This is a genomic window from Pseudomonas sp. GW821-FHT02H06, assembly GCF_059421525.1.
In genome coordinates, this window is the sequence record NZ_JBWKVD010000022.1 from 62998 (window position 1) to 81216 (window position 18219).

Annotated in this window: 16 protein-coding genes; 5 read left to right on the forward strand and 11 right to left on the reverse strand. The window is 62.9% G+C overall.

Annotation, left to right across the window (positions count from 1 at the left end):
- Nucleotides 1–56 precede the first annotated feature (56 nt).
- The 3 genes from AC07VF_RS24645 to AC07VF_RS24655 all read right to left on the reverse strand — a co-directional run bounded on the left by AC07VF_RS24645 (nt 57) and on the right by AC07VF_RS24655 (nt 3392).
- A complete protein-coding gene (locus tag AC07VF_RS24645; protein WP_192172340.1) occupies nt 57–1448 on the reverse strand; it encodes a sensor histidine kinase in 1392 nt (463 codons plus the stop codon).
- A complete protein-coding gene (locus AC07VF_RS24650) occupies nt 1426–2109 on the reverse strand; it encodes a response regulator transcription factor (protein ID WP_062387311.1) in 684 nt (227 codons plus the stop codon). Before AC07VF_RS24650 ends, AC07VF_RS24645 begins: the two co-directional genes overlap by 23 nt.
- Nucleotides 2110–2468: 359 nt before the next feature.
- Nucleotides 2469–3392: a formate/nitrite transporter family protein gene (locus AC07VF_RS24655; protein WP_192172341.1), complete on the reverse strand. Its 924-nt coding sequence runs from the start codon at nt 3390–3392 to the stop codon at nt 2469–2471.
- 174 nt (nt 3393–3566) lie between these two features.
- Here AC07VF_RS24655 and AC07VF_RS24660 point away from each other — a divergent pair, with 174 nt between their 5' ends.
- On the forward strand, nt 3567–4052 hold the full coding sequence (locus AC07VF_RS24660) for a GNAT family N-acetyltransferase (protein WP_463582161.1): 486 nt from the start codon (nt 3567–3569) through the stop codon (nt 4050–4052).
- Nucleotides 4053–4698: 646 nt separating this feature from the next.
- On the opposite strand, the gene pncA is transcribed toward AC07VF_RS24660, so the two are convergent.
- The 5 genes from pncA to AC07VF_RS24685 form a co-directional block, all read right to left on the reverse strand.
- A complete protein-coding gene (pncA, locus tag AC07VF_RS24665; RefSeq protein ID WP_192172343.1) occupies nt 4699–5349 on the reverse strand; it encodes a bifunctional nicotinamidase/pyrazinamidase in 651 nt (216 codons plus the stop codon).
- 64 nt (nt 5350–5413) lie between these two features.
- A complete protein-coding gene (locus AC07VF_RS24670) occupies nt 5414–6379 on the reverse strand; it encodes a D-2-hydroxyacid dehydrogenase family protein (protein ID WP_495009860.1) in 966 nt (321 codons plus the stop codon).
- Nucleotides 6380–6573: 194 nt separating this feature from the next.
- Nucleotides 6574–7227, reverse strand: coding sequence for a DUF1345 domain-containing protein (locus AC07VF_RS24675; protein ID WP_192172345.1), 654 nt, complete (start codon nt 7225–7227; stop codon nt 6574–6576).
- Between the two features lie 170 nt (nt 7228–7397).
- Entirely contained in the window at nt 7398–8741 is a 1344-nt protein-coding gene (gene gudD / locus AC07VF_RS24680; protein ID WP_495009861.1) for a glucarate dehydratase, read from the reverse strand.
- Nucleotides 8742–8827: 86 nt separating this feature from the next.
- Complete coding sequence (locus AC07VF_RS24685; RefSeq protein WP_192172347.1) at nt 8828–10177, reverse strand: MFS transporter; 1350 nt, start codon at nt 10175–10177, stop codon at nt 8828–8830.
- 348 nt (nt 10178–10525) lie between these two features.
- Here AC07VF_RS24685 and AC07VF_RS24690 point away from each other — a divergent pair, with 348 nt between their 5' ends.
- Nucleotides 10526–11239 (forward strand): FadR/GntR family transcriptional regulator, encoded by a 714-nt coding sequence (locus tag AC07VF_RS24690; protein ID WP_065988595.1) that lies wholly within the window; start codon nt 10526–10528, stop codon nt 11237–11239.
- Between the two features lie 272 nt (nt 11240–11511).
- On the opposite strand, the gene AC07VF_RS24695 is transcribed toward AC07VF_RS24690, so the two are convergent.
- Nucleotides 11512–12657: an alpha/beta hydrolase gene (locus AC07VF_RS24695; protein ID WP_495009862.1), complete on the reverse strand. Its 1146-nt coding sequence runs from the start codon at nt 12655–12657 to the stop codon at nt 11512–11514.
- A gap of 17 nt (nt 12658–12674) precedes the next feature.
- Entirely contained in the window at nt 12675–13001 is a 327-nt protein-coding gene (locus AC07VF_RS24700) for a helix-turn-helix domain-containing protein (RefSeq protein WP_192172350.1), read from the reverse strand.
- 196 nt (nt 13002–13197) lie between these two features.
- Here AC07VF_RS24700 and AC07VF_RS24705 point away from each other — a divergent pair, with 196 nt between their 5' ends.
- Both AC07VF_RS24705 and AC07VF_RS24710 read left to right on the forward strand, forming a co-directional pair.
- On the forward strand, nt 13198–14283 hold the full coding sequence (locus AC07VF_RS24705) for a CdaR family transcriptional regulator (RefSeq protein ID WP_495009863.1): 1086 nt from the start codon (nt 13198–13200) through the stop codon (nt 14281–14283).
- Nucleotides 14284–14398: 115 nt separating this feature from the next.
- Complete coding sequence (locus AC07VF_RS24710) at nt 14399–15535, forward strand: glycerate kinase (protein ID WP_495009864.1); 1137 nt, start codon at nt 14399–14401, stop codon at nt 15533–15535.
- Nucleotides 15536–15560: 25 nt separating this feature from the next.
- Here the strand turns inward: AC07VF_RS24710 and AC07VF_RS24715 are convergent, their stop codons facing one another.
- Nucleotides 15561–17090, reverse strand: a complete 1530-nt coding sequence (locus tag AC07VF_RS24715; protein WP_495009865.1) for an MFS transporter — start codon at nt 17088–17090, stop codon at nt 15561–15563.
- Between the two features lie 141 nt (nt 17091–17231).
- Here AC07VF_RS24715 and AC07VF_RS24720 point away from each other — a divergent pair, with 141 nt between their 5' ends.
- Entirely contained in the window at nt 17232–18107 is an 876-nt protein-coding gene (locus AC07VF_RS24720; protein WP_495009866.1) for a LysR family transcriptional regulator, read from the forward strand.
- Nucleotides 18108–18219 lie beyond the last annotated feature (112 nt).

Here is an 18219-nt window from a genome sequence, read left to right on the forward strand (position 1 = left end):
CCTTGAGGCGGCTTTGTCGTCTTCGCCTGCAGCTTGCAGCCCAAAGCTCCCACCCCTTATCCCAACGCCAGCACCCGTCGGCATTCCAGCACCAGACTCGCCCCCCCGGACGGGCTGCTGCCGATGCGCAGTTTAAAGCCGTGCAGATTCACGATCGCGGCGACGATCGACAATCCCAGGCCGAAACCGCTTTGCTGATTGCCGTTCTCGCTGCGGTAGAAACGCTTGAATACCGCTTCGCGTTCGGCGTCGGGGATGCCGGGGCCGGTGTCCTGAACTTCGATGAAGGTGGTTTCCCCTTCGGCGCGGGCGATGAGCAGGACTTGCCCGCCCGGCGGGGTGAACTTGATCGAGTTGCTCAGCAGGTTTGACAGCGCCTCGAACAGCAGCGCGCGGTCACCCACCAGTGGCGGCAGGTGCTCGGCGACTTTCAGCTGCAGAGAGACGCGGCCTTCTTCGGCCAGCGGCAGGTAAAAATCGTGCAACTCCTGCAACAGCGGTTGGGGATCGAGCTGACCGAACGCCGAACGCCGCTGGTGATCTTCCAGCTCTGAAATCCGCAGCAGCCCGCGAAAGCGCGCCATCAGCGTGTCGGCGTCGGCGATCACCTGGGCCATTTGCTCGCCCAGCGCCGAATCTTCCGGCGACTGCTGCTGAATCCGGTACAGCTGCGCGCGCAGACGGGTCAGCGGGGTGCGCAGGTCGTGGGCGATGTTGTCGCAGACGCCCTTGACCTCGTTCATCAGGCGCTCGATGCGGTCGAGCATGGCGTTGACGATGTCGGCGAGCATGTCCAGCTCGTCGCGGCGGTCCGACACCGGCAGGCGGCGGGCCAGATCACCGGTGACGATGGCCTCGGCGCTGGCCTGAATCGCCCGGATGCGTTGCAGCGGCCGGCGTCCCAGCAAGTGCCAGCCAGCGATACCCGGAATGATCGTCAGCGAAATGCCCCACAGCAGCGCGCGCAGAATCAGCGTGGTCACGGCGAACAGCGAACCGTTGTCGCGCACCAGAATCAGCCAGCGATCATCCAGCGTGTGAATCGCCACGGCGTCGCAGCCCGAGCTGGGCAGGTCTGGGTCGTCGGAGTCGATGCAGGTGGCCAGTTCCTGGATTTCCCCGGTCAGCTTGAGGCCGTCGGGAATGCTCTGGATCGGGCCACTGATGGGATTCATGTCCTTGTCGAACAGCCCGTAGGCGTCGACCGAACGCATGTCGAATTTGTCGCTGGTGCGTAACGCATCGTCCAGCTGCGCGCCTTCGAATCGCGAGAACAACTGCTGGCGCTGCATCAATGAGTGGCGGGCGAGGGTGTTGAGGTAACTGGTGACTTCCCAGTACAGCACCCCCATGAGGATGCTGCTCCAGGCCACAAACAGGAAACTGTACAGCGCCAGCAGCCGGCTGCTGGAGGAGCGCCAGCCCTTAGACGGGTTCGGCAATGACATAACCTGAGCCTCGAACGGTACGTATCAGCGGCGTCAGGGTAGGGGGATCGATTTTCTTGCGCAAGCGACCGATGTGCACGTCGATCAGGTTGGTGCCGGGGTCGAAGTGATAACCCCAGACTTCTTCGAAAATCATCATGCGGGTGATGATCTGCCCGCTGTTGCGCATCAGGAATTCCAGCAGCTTGTATTCGGTGGGCAGCAGGTTCAGCGGCTGCCCGGCGCGGCTGGCTTCACGGGTGATCAGATTGAGTTCGAGGTCGGCGACCTTGAGCATGGTCTCGGCCTGGGTTCCCGGATTGCTGCGGCGTAGCAAGACTTCCACACGGGCGGCCATTTCGTCGGAGGCGAAGGGTTTGGACAGGTAATCATCCCCACCCGCGCGCAACCCGCGCACCCGCTCATCCACATCGGACAGCGCGCTGATCATCAGAATCGGCGTGGCGATACCCAGGGCGCGCATGGTGGTGACAATCGCCAGACCGTCGACTTCCGGCAGCATGCGATCGAGGGTGATCAGGTCGTAATCGCCGCTGACCGCGCGGACCAGGCCCTCGCGACCGTTGTCGACCCAGTCCACCTGCAGGCCGTGGCTGCTCAGTTCGGCAACGATTTCCTTCGCGGTGACGGCATCGTCTTCGATTGTCAGAATTCGCGTCATGTGAGATCAGGGCCACGTGAGAGAACAGAAGGCTGCATTTTGCCTTTAAACGTAGTCGGGATTTCTTAAAAATAATTTAAGAAGGGCATGAGGGGCTTTTTGGTGCTAGCCAGCGCGCCGGGGGGAGTGGGCAGGCGCCCGATTCCTGACAGGTCAGCGATCAGTGTGGGAGCGACCGGGGTGGCGCTCCACCTTGCTCGCGAGTGCGTTGTATCAGGCGACCCTTGACTGTCAGGTCCGACGCCTTCGTGAGCAAGCTCACTCCCACATGACCTGTGTCAGACTCAGGTACACCGGTCACCCCCACATGACCAGTGTCAGACCCAGGCACAACGGTCACTGTCACATTTCCTACCGCTTCAAGCGCCTTTCCGATCGGATTCAGCTTTGGGCTGACGCAGTTCTTGCTTCAGCTTTTCGTCCAGCGCTTTCTTCTGGCCTTTCTTGTCCGGCGTTTCGCCTTCGCTGCGGATCTGCGCATGGCTGATCAACGCGAAGATGAAGCTGCCGCCGATGATGTTGCCACCCAGCGTCGGGCCTGCGAATGTCAGCCAGAAATCCTTCCATGGCAGCTCGCCGGCGAACACCAGATACGAGACTTCCGCCGAGCCGACCACGATGTGGGTGAAATCCCCCAGGGCCATCAGGTAGGTGATCATCACGATGATGGCGACCTTGGCCGATTCCATGGACGGGATCATCCACACCATGGTGGCGATCATCCAGCCGGAGATAATGCCCTTGGCGAACATCTGCCCGCTGTCGTTCTCCATCACCTTGCGGCCGATTTCGAGGAAAGCCTGGTCGGTCTTGGTGTCGAAGATCGGCAGGTGCAGCATGACGTAGGCCACCAACAGCGTGCCGCACAGGTTACCTACCAGCACCACGGTCCACAGCCGCAACAGGCGGACGACGTTTTTCAGCGTCGGCTTGCTCATCACCGGCAGCACGGCGGTCAGGGTGTTTTCGGTGAACAGCTGCTGACGGGCGAGGATCACCGCCAGAAAGCCTGCGCAGTAGCCGAAGCTGGCGATAACTTTGAAGCCTTCGGCATCGGGCAGGCGAGAGTTCAACAAGCCCATCGCCATCAGCGACAGGCCCATGGTCAGCCCGGCCGCGAGGGCCGACCAGAACAGCGCGGCGACGTTGCGCTCCAGTTCCTGATCGCCCTGCATGCGGATCGTTTCGTGGAGGACGGCGGCGCGGGGCGGCTGGTTTTCGTCGATGTCGCGTTCTTCTTCCGCCGTGAGGCCGGGGGTCTTGCCGTCTGGTTCGTGTTCCATGGCGATCCTTTGGATGATTCAGTGCTCTTGGGCAGAGCATTCTGCTTTCGATGTTCGAGGGAGGCGGCGGCTGGCGTGCACGTGCTTGCTGCGCGGCGCTGCTGCTTGAGACACAATCCGTCACCCGTCGTTCGCCAACGGCGGCAGCCTTTTCACTGACCCGGGAGCCCCCCTTTGAGCCTTCACATCCGCGATGCCACCCGTGACGACGCCGCCGTCATCCTGGGCTTCATCACCGAGCTGGCGATCTACGAAAAAGCCGAGCACGAGGTCAAGGCCAGCGTTGCTGACATTGAGCAAAGTCTGTTCGACGAAGCTTCGCCGGCCAAGGCGCTGATCTGCCTGCTGGACGGCCAGCCCATTGGTTTCGCCGTGTACTTCCTGAGCTATTCCACCTGGCTGGGCCGCAAGGGCCTGTACCTTGAGGATCTGTACGTGTCCGCAGCGCATCGGGGCGCCGGTGCCGGCAAGAAACTGCTGCGCCATCTAGCCCGGATCGCCCATGACAGCGGCTGTGGTCGTCTGGAGTGGAGCGTGCTGGACTGGAACCAGCCGGCGATCGACTTCTACAAATCAATCGGCGCCGAGCCCCAGGATGAGTGGGTGCGTTACCGGATGGAGGGGGAAGGGTTGAAGCGCTTTGCGTTGGGGCAGGATTGAGGCGTATTGCTGTAGGAGCTGCCTGCGGATGCGGACACCCACAGGTCCTCCGAACTGGCCGAAATATTGAGTCAGTCCACTATCCCGTGGGAGTGACCGGGGTGGCGCTCCACCTTGCTCGCGAAGACTGACTTTCAGCCGCCAAAGAAAGTGGCTGAATGTCCCGGCCTCTTCGCGAGCAAGCTCACTCCCACAGGTCCTCCGAACTGGCCTAAATATTGAGTCAGTCCACTATCCCGTGGGAGTGACCGGGGTGGCGCTCCACCTTGCTCGCGAAAACTGACTTTCAGCCGCCAGAGAAAGTGGCTGAATGTCCCGGCCTCTTCGCGAGCAAGCTCACTCCCACAGGTCCTCCGAACTGGCCGAAATATGAGTCAGTCCACTATCCCGTGGGAGTGACCGGGGTGGCGCTCCACCTTGCTCGCGAAGACTGACTTTCGGCCGCCGGAGAAAGTGGCTGACCGTCCCGGCCTCTTCGCGAGCAAGCTCACTCCCACAAGTCCTGCAGCAACCTGAGATTCCGAGGCGCACCACCATCGCGTGGGAGCGAGCTTGCTCGCGAAGACTGACTTTCAGCCGCCGGAGAAAGTGGCTGAATGTCCCGGCCTCTTCGTGAACAACCTCACTCCCACAGGGGGCTGTGTGTTTATTCAGTGAGCTCTGCGCTGTCGATCCGGTTGACGCCCGCCAGGGCCATGTCTTTCCAGGCCTGGTCCAGCGAGCCATTCAGGTCGATGGCCTTGCACGCGTCGGCGATCACCCAGGTGTTGAAACCCGCCGCCCGGGCGTCCAGCGCGGTCCAGGCCACGCAGAAATCCAAGGCCAGACCGACCACGAACACGCTGTCGATACCACGCTCGCTCAGATACCCGGCCAGCCCGGTGCGCGTCGTGCGGTCGGCTTCGACGAACGCGGAATAGCTGTCGATGCCGGCGTTGCAGCCCTTGCGCAGGATCAACTGCGCGTGGGTGATATTCAGATCCGCATGCAATGCAGCGCCGTGGCTGCCTTGCACGCAGTGATCGGGCCACAGCGTCTGCGCGCCGTAGGGCAGGGTGATGCTTTCAAATGGCGCTCGCCCGGCATGGCTGGACGCAAACGACACATGCCCGCGCGGGTGCCAGTCCTGGGCCATGACCACATTGCGAAACTGCGCGCCGAGGCGGTTGATCAGCGGCACCAGCGCATCGCCTTCGGCCACGGCCAGCGCGCCGCCGGGCATGAAGTCGTATTGCATGTCGATCACCAGCAACGCGGCGCGGGGGTCGGAGGGCAATCGGGAAAGCGGCGTGGTCATCATCTGAGTCCTTGATGCAGTGAGTCTTGAGGCTGGATCTTGAGGCGATGAGTGAAGAGCGCGGTCAGGCAAACACCCGGATCGGCGCGCCAGCGTGCCAGGCCTGAATGTCCTCGATCATCTGGCTGAAGAACATCCGGTAGTTGTTTTCAGTGACGTAACCCACGTGAGGCGTGGCCAGGACGTTGGACAGCGTGCGGAACGGATGATCGGCCGGCAACGGCTCGACGCTGTAGACGTCCAGCGCGGCGCCGGCGATTTTCTTCTGCCTGAGCACCTCGACCAGCGCGTCTTCGTCGACGATCGGCCCGCGGGCGGTGTTCACCAGATACGCCGTCGGCTTCATCCGGTTTAGCGAATCGGCGTCGACCAGCCCTCGGCTGCGCTCGCTGAGCACCAGATTCACCGAGACCACGTCCGATTGCTCGAACAGTGCCTGTTTGCTGACGTACGTCACGCCATGCTCGGCGGCGCGTTCGGCCGTGAGGTTCTCGCTCCAGGCAATGACTTTCATGTCGAAGGCCTTGCCGTAGCGGGCGATCTTCTGGCCGATGCTGCCCAGGCCGACGATGCCCAGGGTCTTGCCATACAGGTCGCTGCCGATGCCGATCTGCCAGTCGCCCGCGCGCAGGGAATTGGCTTCGGCGACCAGGTTGCGGGTGACGCCCATGATCAGCGCCCAGGCCAGTTCCGGCGCCGCGTACTTGTAGCTGTCGGTGCCAACCACGGTGATGCCCAGGCGTGCGGCGGCCTTCAGGTCCAGCGCCGCGTTGCGCATGCCGCCGGTGACCAGCAGTTTCAGGTTGGGTAGCTGACTGAGCAGGGCGTCATCGAAAACCGTGCGCTCGCGCATCACGCAGAGGATCTGGAAGTCCTTGAGGCGGGCGACCATGGCATCAGTTTCGGCCGGGTAGTCATGCAGAAAACTGACCTCGCCGATCGGCTTCAATACGGTCCAGTCCACAACGTTTTCAGCGACCGATTGCCAGTCGTCGAGTACGGCAATCTTCCACCCGGAATCCTGAGTCATTGAGCGAGGCCTCGTTCAGCAGCGATGTTGGATTTTGTGGCGCTCACAGTACGCCTGCCTGCACGGCTCTGGAAGCCCGAAACCGCTTGGAATGGGCTTCTTTGTGGGAGCGACCGGCGTGGCACAGATCCGAGTCAACCCGGATCCTGTGGGAGCGAGCTTGCTCGCGAAGATGCCAGTACCTGCGCTAAATGTCAGTTAAACAACCCCGCCGCGATGTTGATCGAGAACCCCAGAATCGAGGTGTTGAACACAAAGCCGATCAGCGACTGCGCCAGCACCACTTTGCGCAGGCCGCGGGTGGCGACGCCGACGTCGGAAGTCTGCACGGCGACGCTCAAGGTGAAGGAGAAATACAGAAAATCCCAGTAGTCCGGGTTCTCCTCGCCATCGGCAAAGCGCAGCGCCGGCTTGTCGCCGCGCCAGGTGTAGAACACCCGGGCGTAGTGCAGGCTGAAGACCACGCCGATCAGCAGCCATGAGCCAAGGATGGTGAAGCCGGTGAAGGCGTAATGCAGCGCCTTGTCGGCGTCCTTCATGTCCTGAATGCCGGCCAGCTCCAGGATGATCGCCGCCAGGCTGGCAATCGCCGCCACGCAGACGACGAACAGGACCACGCCGGCGTTCTCGTCCTCGATTTCCGCGACCCGGCGCACGTCATCCGCGCTGGATTTGAAGGTGCGGCGCATGATCATCGCCATGTACAGCCAGCCGGCGACGTTCCAGCCGATCAGGCATTTGCTGATCACTGAAATATCCGGGGCGATGAACGCACTGGCGATACCGGCAGCGACGCCGACGAGGGTGGCAATGGTCAGGCGGGGGTGGGTCTTGGCAAGGCGGGACATGGAGGACTTCACGGCAGTGAGATGCGCGAACAGTAGCACGCGGCCGCTATGGGAGATGATGAAGAAAAACGGCGCGCAAGGGGTTACGCGCCGGTCGCCATTTGGCAATTTAGGTGATTCTGTCCGGTCGCCGCTGTTCAGCCGCGGTAAGACCGGCTCGGGTCAGTCGATCAGCGCACCAGACACGGCTGCTTGTTGTTGAACGTCCAGTTCGGCACCAGGAATTGCATGGCGACGCTGTCATCCCGCGCACCAAGGCCCATGCCTTTGTACAGCTCGTGGGCCTTGGCCACCTGGTCCATGTCGATCTCGACACCCAGCCCGGGCTTCTTCGGCACCTGCACGTTGCCGCCGACGATCTGCAGCGGTGCCTTGGTCAGGCGCTGGCCGTCCTGCCAGATCCAGTGGGTGTCGATGGCGGTGATGTTGCCTGGCGCAGCGGCGGCGGCGTGGGTGAACATCGCCAGGGAAATATCGAAGTGGTTATTGGAGTGCGAACCCCAGGTCAGGCCCCATTCGTTGCACATCTGCGCGACGCGCACCGAACCCTGCATGGTCCAGAAGTGCGGGTCGGCCAGGGGGATGTCCACCGATTGAAGCTGGATGGCATGACCCATTTCGCGCCAGTCGGTGGCGATCATGTTGGTGGCGGTGCGCAGGCCGGTGGCGCGACGGAATTCAGCCATGACTTCGCGGCCCGAGTAACCGTTCTCGGCGCCACACGGGTCTTCGGCATAGGCCAGCACTTTGTGCTGATCGCGGCACAGACGCACCGCTTCTTTCAGCGACCAGGCGCCGTTCGGGTCGAGGGTAATGCGCGCTTTCGGGAAGCGTTCGGCCAGTGCCGTGACGGCTTCGATTTCCGCATCGCCGCTGAGCACGCCGCCCTTGAGTTTGAAGTCCTCGAAACCGTATTGCGCATAAGCCGCCTCGGCCAGACGCACCACCGCTTCCGGGGTCAGTGCTTCTTCGTGACGAACGCGAAACCACGCGTTGTCGGCATCGGCTTCGGTGCGATAGGGCAGGTTGGTTTTCGTCTGGTCGCCGACGTAAAACAGGTAGCCCAGCATCTTCACTTCATCACGCTGCTGTCCTTCGCCGAGCAGTGCGGCGACCGGCACTTCAAGGTGCTGACCGAGCAAATCCAGCACCGCCGCTTCGATGCCGGTCACCGCGTGGATGGTGATGCGCAGGTCGAAGGTCTGCAGGCCGCGACCGCCGGCATCGCGCTCGGAAAAGGTGCGGCGTACGTCGTTGAGGATCTTCTGGTAGTTGCCGATGCTGCTGCCGACCACCAGGGACCGGGCGTCTTCGAGGGTCTGGCGGATTTTCTCGCCGCCGGGGATCTCACCCACCCCGGTGTGGCCGGCGTTGTCCTTGAGGATAACGATGTTGCGGGTGAAATACGGGCCGTGGGCGCCGCTGAGGTTGAGCAGCATGTCATCGTGGCCAGCCACCGGAATGACCTGCATGTCGGTGATGACGGGGGTGCTGCCGGAAGTCTGTGTGTTCATCGCTAAATCCTTGGTAATACCGGGCGCGTCGTGGCGCTTTCTTTAAAGGGTTCAGAACGTCGAGTTCAGCGCTTGGAGCGCCTGGCTCAGGTGTGGCTGGGCGTCACGTCGACCTTGGCCACCGGCACCGCGCCGGGCTTGGGCGTCGTGCGCACGGTGAACACCAGAATCGCGGCGATGATCGAGGTGACAGTCAGGCCATACAGGCCGCCCTGGATCGAACCGGTCTGCTGTTCGAGGATGCCGAAGGTGGTCGGTGCAACGAAACCGCCCAGGTTGCCCACGGAGTTGATCAGCGCGATGACCCCCGCGGCGATCCGCGCATCCAGATAGCCCTGGGGGATCGGCCAGAACAGCGACGACGCCGACTTGAAGCCCATCGCCGCGAAGCAGATCGCAACAAAGGCAAACACCGGACCGCCCGTGGTCGACATGAACATCCCCGCTGCCGCGATCAACAACGCGACGGCCACCCACGCCTGTTGGTGCTTCCACTTGGCCGACAGCGAGGCGAAGCCGTACATGCAGACGATGGCGATGAACCACGGGATCGAGTTGAACAGGCCGACCTGGAAGTCGGTGAGGTCGCCCATCTTCTTGATGATGCTCGGCAGCCAGAACGTCGCCGCGTAGATGGTCAGCTGGATGAAGAAGTACATCAGGCAGAACAGGATGATCTGCGGGTCCTTGAGCAGCTTGCCGATGGACAGCTTGACCGGGTTGGCCGCTTCGCGAGCCTTCTGTTCAGCGTCGATGGTGTTGACCAGCGCGTCCTTCTCGGCCTCGGTCAGCCATTTGGCGTCGTGGGGTTTGGAGTCGAGCCAGAACCAGACGAAGAAGCACAGGCCGACGGAGAACATGCCTTCGATGAAGTACATCCACTGCCAGCCGTGGTAGCCCAGCGCGTCGATCTGCAGCAGCAGGCCGGAGAGCGGGCCGGAGATCACCGACGCGAAGGCCGAGCCGCTGAGGAAGATGGCGATGGCCTTGCCACGCTCGACGCCGGGCAACCAACGGGTGAAGTAGTAGATCACGCCCGGGAAGAACCCGGCTTCGGCCACGCCCAGCAGAAAGCGCAGGATGTAGAAGTGGGTTTCGGTCTGAATGAACGCCATGCAGGCGGCGACGATGCCCCAGGTCAGCATGATGCGGGTCAGCCAGATGCGCGCGCCGACTTTCTGCAGGAGGATGTTGGAGGGGACTTCGAACATCGCATACGCGATGAAGAACAGGCCGGCACCGAAGCCGTAGGCGGCCGCACCGATACCCAAGTCATGTTCCATGTGACTACGCACGAAGCCGATGTTGACCCGGTCGATGTAGTTGACGATGAACATGATGACGAACAGCGGCAGGATGTGTCGTTTGACTTTCGAGACCGCCGATTGCAGGACGGAATCGGAGGCGTCATCCGCCCGTGTTGAGGATGTGTTCACTCTGGTAACTCCCACTGATTATTTTTATGCGGGTGGTCAAGCACGTTGTGTGTGACAAGGTGTGTAGCCCTGTTGCCAGTCATCATACAAGTAATGATCGCGCTGGCAACCGGATTTGCGGGGGTTGCGAGAAGTATTTCGTCGGGCTAGGCTCGCCTGTCTGACAAGTTGGATGAGTTGCTGTGCGCTGCTGTTTGGCTCTGTTTTCAAGGGTCCTGGCCGTGTCTCGATGAGTTTCCGGCGAGTGGTTGAGTGCGTGCAACGAGCGCGGGTGGTCAGGAGAATACAAGTGGATGGCAGGCTCTCGCGGGCCGCCGTTCTTTTCAGCACTTATAGGACAACTTCTTTTTGAACAGCACCGGACCCTTGCCACCCAAGCGTCGCCAACACAGCCTGGCGACGGACCTGGTCACCGACCTGAGCCAGCGAATTTTGATGGGCACCATTGCGCCGGGTGCAAAGTTGCCGTCGGAGAGCGAAATCGTCCGCGAGCATGGCGTGAGCCGCACCGTCGTGCGCGAAGCGATTTCCAAATTGCAGGCGTCCGGGCTGGTTGAGACCCATCAGGGCAAAGGCACTTACGTGCTCGCGCGTTCGGAGCAGAGCGGGCTGCATCTGAAGGTGGAAACCGCGTTCAGCGTGCGGCACATCATCGAACTGCGCATGGGCCTGGAAACCCAGGCCGTCGCCCTGGCCGCGCAACGCCGCAGTCAGGCACAGCTGACGGCAATGCGCGCCGCGCTGGATGATTATCAGGACCTGCTGGCCAAGGAAGACAGTTGCGTCGAAGCGGACCGGCGCTTTCATCTGCTGATCGCCGAGGCCACCGGCAATCCGTATTTCGTGGAGATCCTGCAGAACCTCGGCATCGCCGTTATCCCGCGCAGCCGCATCGCCACCAGCGAACGGGCCGGGGCGAGCCTCACCCATAGTGCGTATCTGGCCAACCTCGAACACGAAGCCATCCTCGCCGCCATCCGCCGCCAGGACCCCGACGCCGCCCGCGCCGCAATGTGGACTCACCTGAGCAATAGTCGCGAGCGGCTGGCGCCGGTTGAGTGATGGCGCGGGATTGATGGGAATGCAGTAAGTGAAAGTGACCGCGGCCAATAGTGGGACCGGCTTTAGCCGGGAAGGCGTCGGGTGTCACACCGCGAGATGTGTGTTGCTCTCACTGGCCTCTTCCCGGCTAAAGCCGGTCCCACTATTTGAACGCGGTCTTCCTGTAGGACTGGCTTTAGCCGGGAAGGCGTCGGGTGTCACACCGCTAAATGTGTGTTGCTCATACGGGCCTCTTCCCGGCTGAAGCCGGTCCTACTGCGTGCGCGGTCCCATTATGGGTGCGCCAGAACCTCCATCATCACCCCCGACTGCCACTCGAAATACGGATTGAACGTCAGCCGCGCGAAGGCTTTGCCCTGTTCACGATGGCCCCAATCCGAATACCACACCGGCTCGCCATTCAGGCATTTCTGCATGTCGGCGGATGACTGGCCGTTCCAGCAGATCCGCTGACGGCCATTCACCCCGTACAACGGGTTTGCAGGTGAGAACATCAACCCCATGTGCGAGAACTGGGCGATGCGGTATTCCGGCAGGAGATCGCTGCGCACCCGCACCTTCGGGTTTTTCTGCGCCGCAGCCGGGTCGTTGCCGTACCAGATCAGCCGGCTGAGCGGATGGGTGAAGCGCGCGTTGAAGCTGTCCAGCACGTAACCGGTATCCAGCACCGAGTCGTGCTCGGTAATGGCGACGAACACCGGCTTGTCGTAGGCCCCTTTGTCGAGGTGCTTTTGGGCCAACAGCGCGCTGCGGTAGAACTGGGCGAAACCGTTGGTGGGCACGTTCAGGTAGCGGACCGGCGTCTGCATCGGGCGCACGCCATCATCCGGTTTCGCCAGCCAGGGGCGAAACCAGCCGATGTATTGAGTGACCCAGGCGTAGGTGTTCGCAGGTTTAAACGCCGGAGAGAACAGCACCAGACCGGCGATATTCGGGTGCTTGTACGCGTAATCCAGCACCAGGTTCGCACCGGTGGAAAACCCGCCCAGATACACCGTCGGCACCTCCCGCTCAAGAATCTGCGTCTGCTCCCGCACCACTTGCTGCCACTGTCTGAGCGTCACATCCAGCATGTCCGCCGGCTTGCTGCCGTGCCCCGGCAGCAACACCGTGCGCACCAGAAACCCCTGCGCCGCGAGCGCCTCGCCGACGTCATTGAACGACCACGGCGAGTCGCCGAGGCCATGGACCAATAAAATCCCCCGCGTGGCTGGCGCTTTGGGCCGCCATTCCCGAGGTGCGTTCCACTCGATCTCGGCCGGGGGATCAGGCGTCTGAAAGGTCCGGTTCTGCTCCATCCAGGCGATGGTCTGCTGGCGATATTCGGCAAAACTCGCCTGCCCCAGGGGCACCTCGGTGGAGGCGCAGGCCTGAAGGGTCAGGGCGGAAAGGAGGAGGGTGAGACGGTGCAGGGCCAAATTGAGTTCTCGCGTGTTCAGATGTCCAGTTGATCGGGCCGGATGCCGAACGCCTGGGCGATTCTTTCTCGAGTCTGCTTGCGGGGACGCGCCACCGATTCCTGCTGGGCGTAGGCGGGTTGGGAGATACCGAGTCGTCCGGCGACAAGCTCCTGGGTCAGATCCAGATACTCGCGCCACGCCCGAATTGGCGTTGAGCCGTCGACAATCCGGCTGACGACTTCGTGGGGGATCAGATCTTCCCCACCGTGCTGGCTGACGTACTCTTCATAGGGGATGACCACGAAGGCGGGTTTGCCGTCGGGGCCGTTGATGATCTGGATGTTATTAGTAGGTGCGCTCATCGTTGTTATCCGATCAACCATGCTTTGGCGTCCTTATAAGACTTCCATAAGTCTGGCGTGGATATTACTTATAGTTGAAATCCCATGCTAGCGGCCAATCGCGCCTGGACCAAGATTCAGGCAGACTCCCACCACCCACAAAAACAAGACCTGATGTGTATGAACCCTCAACTCCTTTGCTGCGCAGACACCCCTCATGTTCGCCCTTGACCACGCCCTGGCCCAGGACATCGTCGACCGGGCGATGGCGATTTTGCCGTGCAACGTCAACGTCATGGATTACCTGGGGATCATCATTGGCAGCGGCGAGGCCGAGCGGTTGTACACCCGGCATGAAGGGGCGCAGCTGGTCCTCGCCAACAGCCGCGTGGTGGAGATCGATTCGCACACCGCCCGACAGCTCGACGGCGTGCGCCCAGGGGTGAATCTGCCGCTGATGCTGGATCAGAAACTGATCGGCGTGCTCGGCATCACCGGCGAGCCCGATGACGTGCGGGTCTACGCGGAGCTGGTGAAGATGACCGCCGAGATGCTCATGGAGCATCGACGCCAGCAGGCCGATCAGCAATGGCGGCATCAGCGCAGTGAAGACTTGCTGTCGCGGATATTGCTCGGCGACAGCGCTGCCCATCTGGTCGCCGAAGCTGAACAGTTTGGTTTGCAGCCGCAGTTGCCCCGCCAGGCAGTGTTGCTCGAGCTGCCTGAAGGCGCGACCTATGCCGGTGCGATGAGTGCGTGGCTGTTGGGGCGTTACGCCAACAGCTGGTGCCTGCCGTGCGAGCCAGGTTTGATCTACTGGTGCCGCGCGGTGGGCAAGGACCGCGACGACGCCTTGCTGCTGGCGCTTTTCGCCGAACAAGGCTGGCCCGTGCAACGCATGGCGACCGTCGAACCCTCGGCGGACCTGGCCTCCCTGCGCGCCGCCTGCACCGCCGCCCGCGACCTGCTCGATTACGCGCGCCACTTGCGGCCGACCGTCAAACTGCTGCGGCTGGCCAGCCATCGCGTCGCGCTGCTGTTCTGGCGCAACCGCCACGACTGGTTGGCCGAAGGCATCGCCGAGCCGATCAAGCGCCTGCTCGATAACCCGCAGTTGCTCGACACCCTGCGCGCCTGGTTCGACTACAGCGGCGAGAGCCAGGCCTGCGCTGACGCACTGGGCATCCATCGCAACAGCCTGCGCTACCGGCTGGAGAAAATCGCCGAACTGACCGGCTGCGATCCCTATCGGACTGAGGACCTGCTGCGCCTTTATCTCGGCGCGCAGATGGTGGTCAACTAAGGCGCTGTCGCAGCGTTGTTCGTATGAACAACCGAGCGAGCCACCTGTTGTGCAAGCGTAAGGCGGTAAAGTCGCTTCAGGGTGCGAAGATCGGCCATCAGACAAGGAGAACAACATGAAAATCGTCATCGCCCCGGACTCGTTCAAAGACAGCCTCAGCGCCCAAGGTGTCGCCCACGCCATCGCTGCCGGGCTCATCGACGTCTGGCCTGACGCCGAACTGGTCGAGTGCCCGATGGCTGATGGCGGCGAGGGCACCATCGAAGCGGTCTTGGCGGCGTGCGACGGTGAGTGGATGAGCAATCAGGTCAGCGGACCGCTTGCGCAGCCCGTGCAGGCGCAGTGGGGCTGGCTGGCGGACACGCGCACGGCGATCATCGAAATGGCCATGGCCAGCGGTCTGCAACTGTTAAGCCTGGACCAGCGCGACGCGACCATCACCAGCACGTTTGGCACTGGCGAGCTGATCAAGGCCGCCCTGGATGCTGGCGCCGAGCGCGTGATTCTGGCCATCGGCGGCAGCGCGACCAATGATGCCGGCACCGGCATGCTGTCGGCGCTGGGTGCGCGCTTTCTCGATCACAACGATAGACCCCTCGCTCCCGGCGGCCTGGCCCTCGCGCACCTGGCGGGCATCGACCTGACCGGGCTCGACCCGCGCTTGAACAGCGTGCAGTTCGAGGTCGCCGCCGACGTCAACAATCCCCTGTGCGGCGTGCAAGGCGCGTCGCACATCTTCGGCCCGCAGAAGGGCGCCTCCCCTGAGCAGGTGCTGGCGCTGGACGCAGCCCTTGGGCATTTCGCCAAGCACTCGGCTCAGGCATTGGGCCGCGACGACAGCGAATACCCTGGAAGCGGCGCGGCAGGGGGCGTGGGCTTCGCGGCCAAGGCCTATTTGAACGCGTCGTTCCGTCCCGGTGTGGAGGTGGTCGCCGACCTGACCGGACTGGCCGACGCACTGGAGGGCGCCGACCTGGTGATCACCGGCGAAGGCCGTTTCGACGCCCAGACCCTGCGCGGCAAAACCCCTTTCGGCGTCGCCCGGATGGCTCAACGCAACAACGTGCCGGTGATCGTGTTGGCCGGGACACTGGGGGAGGGCTACGCCCACCTGTATGCCCACGGCATCAGCGCCGCCTTCGCCGTGACCAGCGGGCCGATGACGCTGGAGTTCGCCTGCGCCAACGCCGCGACGTTGCTCCACGACCGCGCCCGGGATATAGCCCGGGTGTGGGCCCTCGCAGCCCGCTGAAGATTCGCTTGAGCGGTCGCCTCGATCAGGCGGTTTTCAGGTGCATCAGCGGAATGGGCTTGCGCATCAGCGTGCCTACCAGCGCCGCCGCGAACAGCGCGATCAGGCCCGCAACCCACAACACCGAGCCGAAGCCCGAGACAAAGGCGTCCCGGGCCAGCGGCTGAATCATTCCCCGCGCGCTGGCATCGACGGTTTGCAGCGCAGCGGTCATGTCGCCGGCCACCACCCGTGAGGCGATGTGTTCGGCCTGATCAAGGAGGTTGGGCGCGACGGTCCCGAGCTTGTCCTGCAGCGACCCAAGGGTGTGACTGGCGAGTAGCGCGCCGTAGACGCCGATCGCCAGCATGATCGCGCTGAACCGCATGGTCGTGCTCATCCCCGACGCCATGCCGGTGCGTTCGCGGGGCACGCAGGCCATGATGTTTTTTTGCGTGTCACCGTTGAGCAAGCCTGCGCCCGCACCGGTCACCGCCATCGCCGCCGCGAACGCCGGGTAGCCGCCAATCCCGGTGGCCCAGGCGCACAGCAGGTTGCCGACGCCCACAAGGGTCAGGCCCAGCGCCATCATGGCCGCCGGCGACAGGTGCCGTGACAGCGTCGGCCCGAAGCGCGGCAACAGCAGCATGGTGATCGCGAACGGCAGCATCCCCAGCCCCGAATCAATGGCGCTGAAGCCCAAGCCGTTTTGCAGGTAAAACGGCAGCAACGTCATCATCACCTGGGCGCAGCCGGCGTAGGCGAACATGCCGAGCAGGGCGCCGATGAAGCGCGGGTAGTTGAACAGCTGCAAATCGACCATCGGCCGACGCTGCAGGCGCTCGGCGATGACGAACAGCACGAGCAGCACCGCCCCCGCTGCCAGGCGCATGGACGTGAGCGGGTGGTCCCAGCCGATTCGGTTGGCTTCGATCAGGCCCCAGATCAGGCTCAGCAGGCTGGCGCTGAAAAACAGGCTGCCCCAGGGATCCAGAGGCGCCGACTGCTCGTTGCGTGACTCTTGGATGTTACGCATGACCATCACCAGCAGCCCAAGACCCACGGGCAGGTTGAGGTAGAAAATCCAGCGCCAGCCGATCAGCTCGGCAATCAACCCGCCGATTGTAGGGGCGGCGGTCATGGCCACGCCCATGCACGCGCCCCAGAACGCCCAGGCCTTGGCACGCTCGGCTTCGTCGTGGAAAACGTGGCCGATGGTCGCCAGCGCCGAGGTGAGCAGCAGCGCCGCGCCGACGCCCTTGATCGCCCGGGCAATGTCGAGGAACAGAATGTTCGGCGCCGCGCCACAACCCAGCGATGCCAGGATGAACAGCACCAGCCCTGTGATCAGCATGCGCTTGCGGCCAAAGCGATCGGCCAGGCTGCCCGCTGGCAGCAGCAGCGCGGCGAAGGCCAGCATGTAGGCGCTGACCACCCACTCGATGTCGGCAAAACCGACGCCCAGATCACGCGCGATGCTCGGCAGGGTGACCGCGACAATGTTGGTGTCGAGCACGATCAACGCGCACACGCCGGAGGCCGTGAGCAGGGTCATGCGGGGGCTGGGTCGAGACATATGTGGAGGCTCCGGACGCTGTTAGGTGCTGACTAACGCAGGTCGATATGAAAGGGTTCGTCGCCTGAACAGAGTAAGGGGATATGCCCTATGCTCTTTTACCCGCTCCTCGCTTTTTCATTACCTCTCAGGTAACGCTCCATGGAAATCCGTCACTTTCGCTACTTTCTGGCCGTTGCCCGCCATCGGCATTTCACGCGCGCCGCCGAGCAACTGGGCATCGCGCCGCCCACGCTGACACGGCAGATTCAGGATCTGGAGAACGCGCTGGGTACCCGACTGTTTCTGCGGGAACAGCGGGAGGTGAGGCTGACGGAAGCGGGGCGCGCGCTGCAGATCGAGGCCGAACTGGCCGTGCGTCAATTTGAAACCGCGCAGTACAACGTCCAGCGCGCCGGCCGTGGCGAGGCCGGCAGGATCGAGTTGGGCTACGTCGCCTCAGCGGTGTTTTCCGGGGTATTGCAGCGCCACGTCAGCCAGTTTCGTGAGCGCTACGCCGACGTCGAATTCAGCATCAACGAGCACCTGATGCCGACGCTGCCGCGGCTGATCGAAGAGGGTCGGCTGGACGTGGGTTTCATCCGCTCTCCCATGCAGCTGCCCGATTCCTTGAGCGGCGTGCAGTTGCTGACGGAGGGGTTTGCCCTGGCGCTGCCGGACAGTTCGTGGCTGTGCAAGATGAAGGTCGTCAATGCGGTGAACCTGCAGAACGAGACGTTCATCCTGCCTGAGCAGATTTCCGGCACGCTGGAGGTGGCGGCCCACGGCGGTTTCGCGCCGACCCTGGGTCCGCAGCCGGGCGGGCTGGTGTCGGTGATTGCGCTGGTGAGTCTTGGTCAGGGTGTGGCGGTGGTGCCGGAGTCGGTGGTGGATCACATTCGTCTGCCGAATGTGGTGTATCGGCGGATTGAGGATTGCCAGCCAAGCTCGTCGTTGTCGCTGATCCACCGACGCCACGAAAAGGCCCCGGCGGTGATGAGGTTTGTTGAGTACGTCAAAGGCGCGCGCGCGCCTTAGACTCAATCTCGCCCGATTGCGTGGTGCGGCTGAGAGAAGATCAAGAGCGTCTGCCTGGGGGCAGACTGTTTCGCCTTCGGCGAGTTACTTGATAAAGCCCCAAGTAACCAAG

Excerpts from the sequence above, each read along its gene's own strand:
- AC07VF_RS24645 (WP_192172340.1), bottom strand. The coding sequence starts at position 1,448 with ATGTCATTGCCGAACCCGTCTAAGGGCTGGCGCTCCTCCAGCAGCCGG.
- AC07VF_RS24650 (WP_062387311.1), bottom strand. The coding sequence starts at position 2,109 with ATGACGCGAATTCTGACAATCGAAGACGATGCCGTCACCGCGAAGGAA.
- AC07VF_RS24655 (WP_192172341.1), bottom strand. The coding sequence starts at position 3,392 with ATGGAACACGAACCAGACGGCAAGACCCCCGGCCTCACGGCGGAAGAA.
- pncA (WP_192172343.1), bottom strand. The coding sequence starts at position 5,349 with ATGACCACGCCGCTTTCCCGATTGCCCTCCGACCCCCGCGCCGCGTTG.
- AC07VF_RS24670 (WP_495009860.1), bottom strand. The coding sequence starts at position 6,379 with ATGACTCAGGATTCCGGGTGGAAGATTGCCGTACTCGACGACTGGCAA.
- AC07VF_RS24675 (WP_192172345.1), bottom strand. The coding sequence starts at position 7,227 with ATGTCCCGCCTTGCCAAGACCCACCCCCGCCTGACCATTGCCACCCTC.
- gudD (WP_495009861.1), bottom strand. The coding sequence starts at position 8,741 with ATGAACACACAGACTTCCGGCAGCACCCCCGTCATCACCGACATGCAG.
- AC07VF_RS24700 (WP_192172350.1), bottom strand. The coding sequence starts at position 13,001 with ATGAGCGCACCTACTAATAACATCCAGATCATCAACGGCCCCGACGGC.
- AC07VF_RS24705 (WP_495009863.1), top strand. The coding sequence starts at position 13,198 with ATGTTCGCCCTTGACCACGCCCTGGCCCAGGACATCGTCGACCGGGCG.
- AC07VF_RS24710 (WP_495009864.1), top strand. The coding sequence starts at position 14,399 with ATGAAAATCGTCATCGCCCCGGACTCGTTCAAAGACAGCCTCAGCGCC.
- AC07VF_RS24715 (WP_495009865.1), bottom strand. The coding sequence starts at position 17,090 with ATGTCTCGACCCAGCCCCCGCATGACCCTGCTCACGGCCTCCGGCGTG.
- AC07VF_RS24720 (WP_495009866.1), top strand. The coding sequence starts at position 17,232 with ATGGAAATCCGTCACTTTCGCTACTTTCTGGCCGTTGCCCGCCATCGG.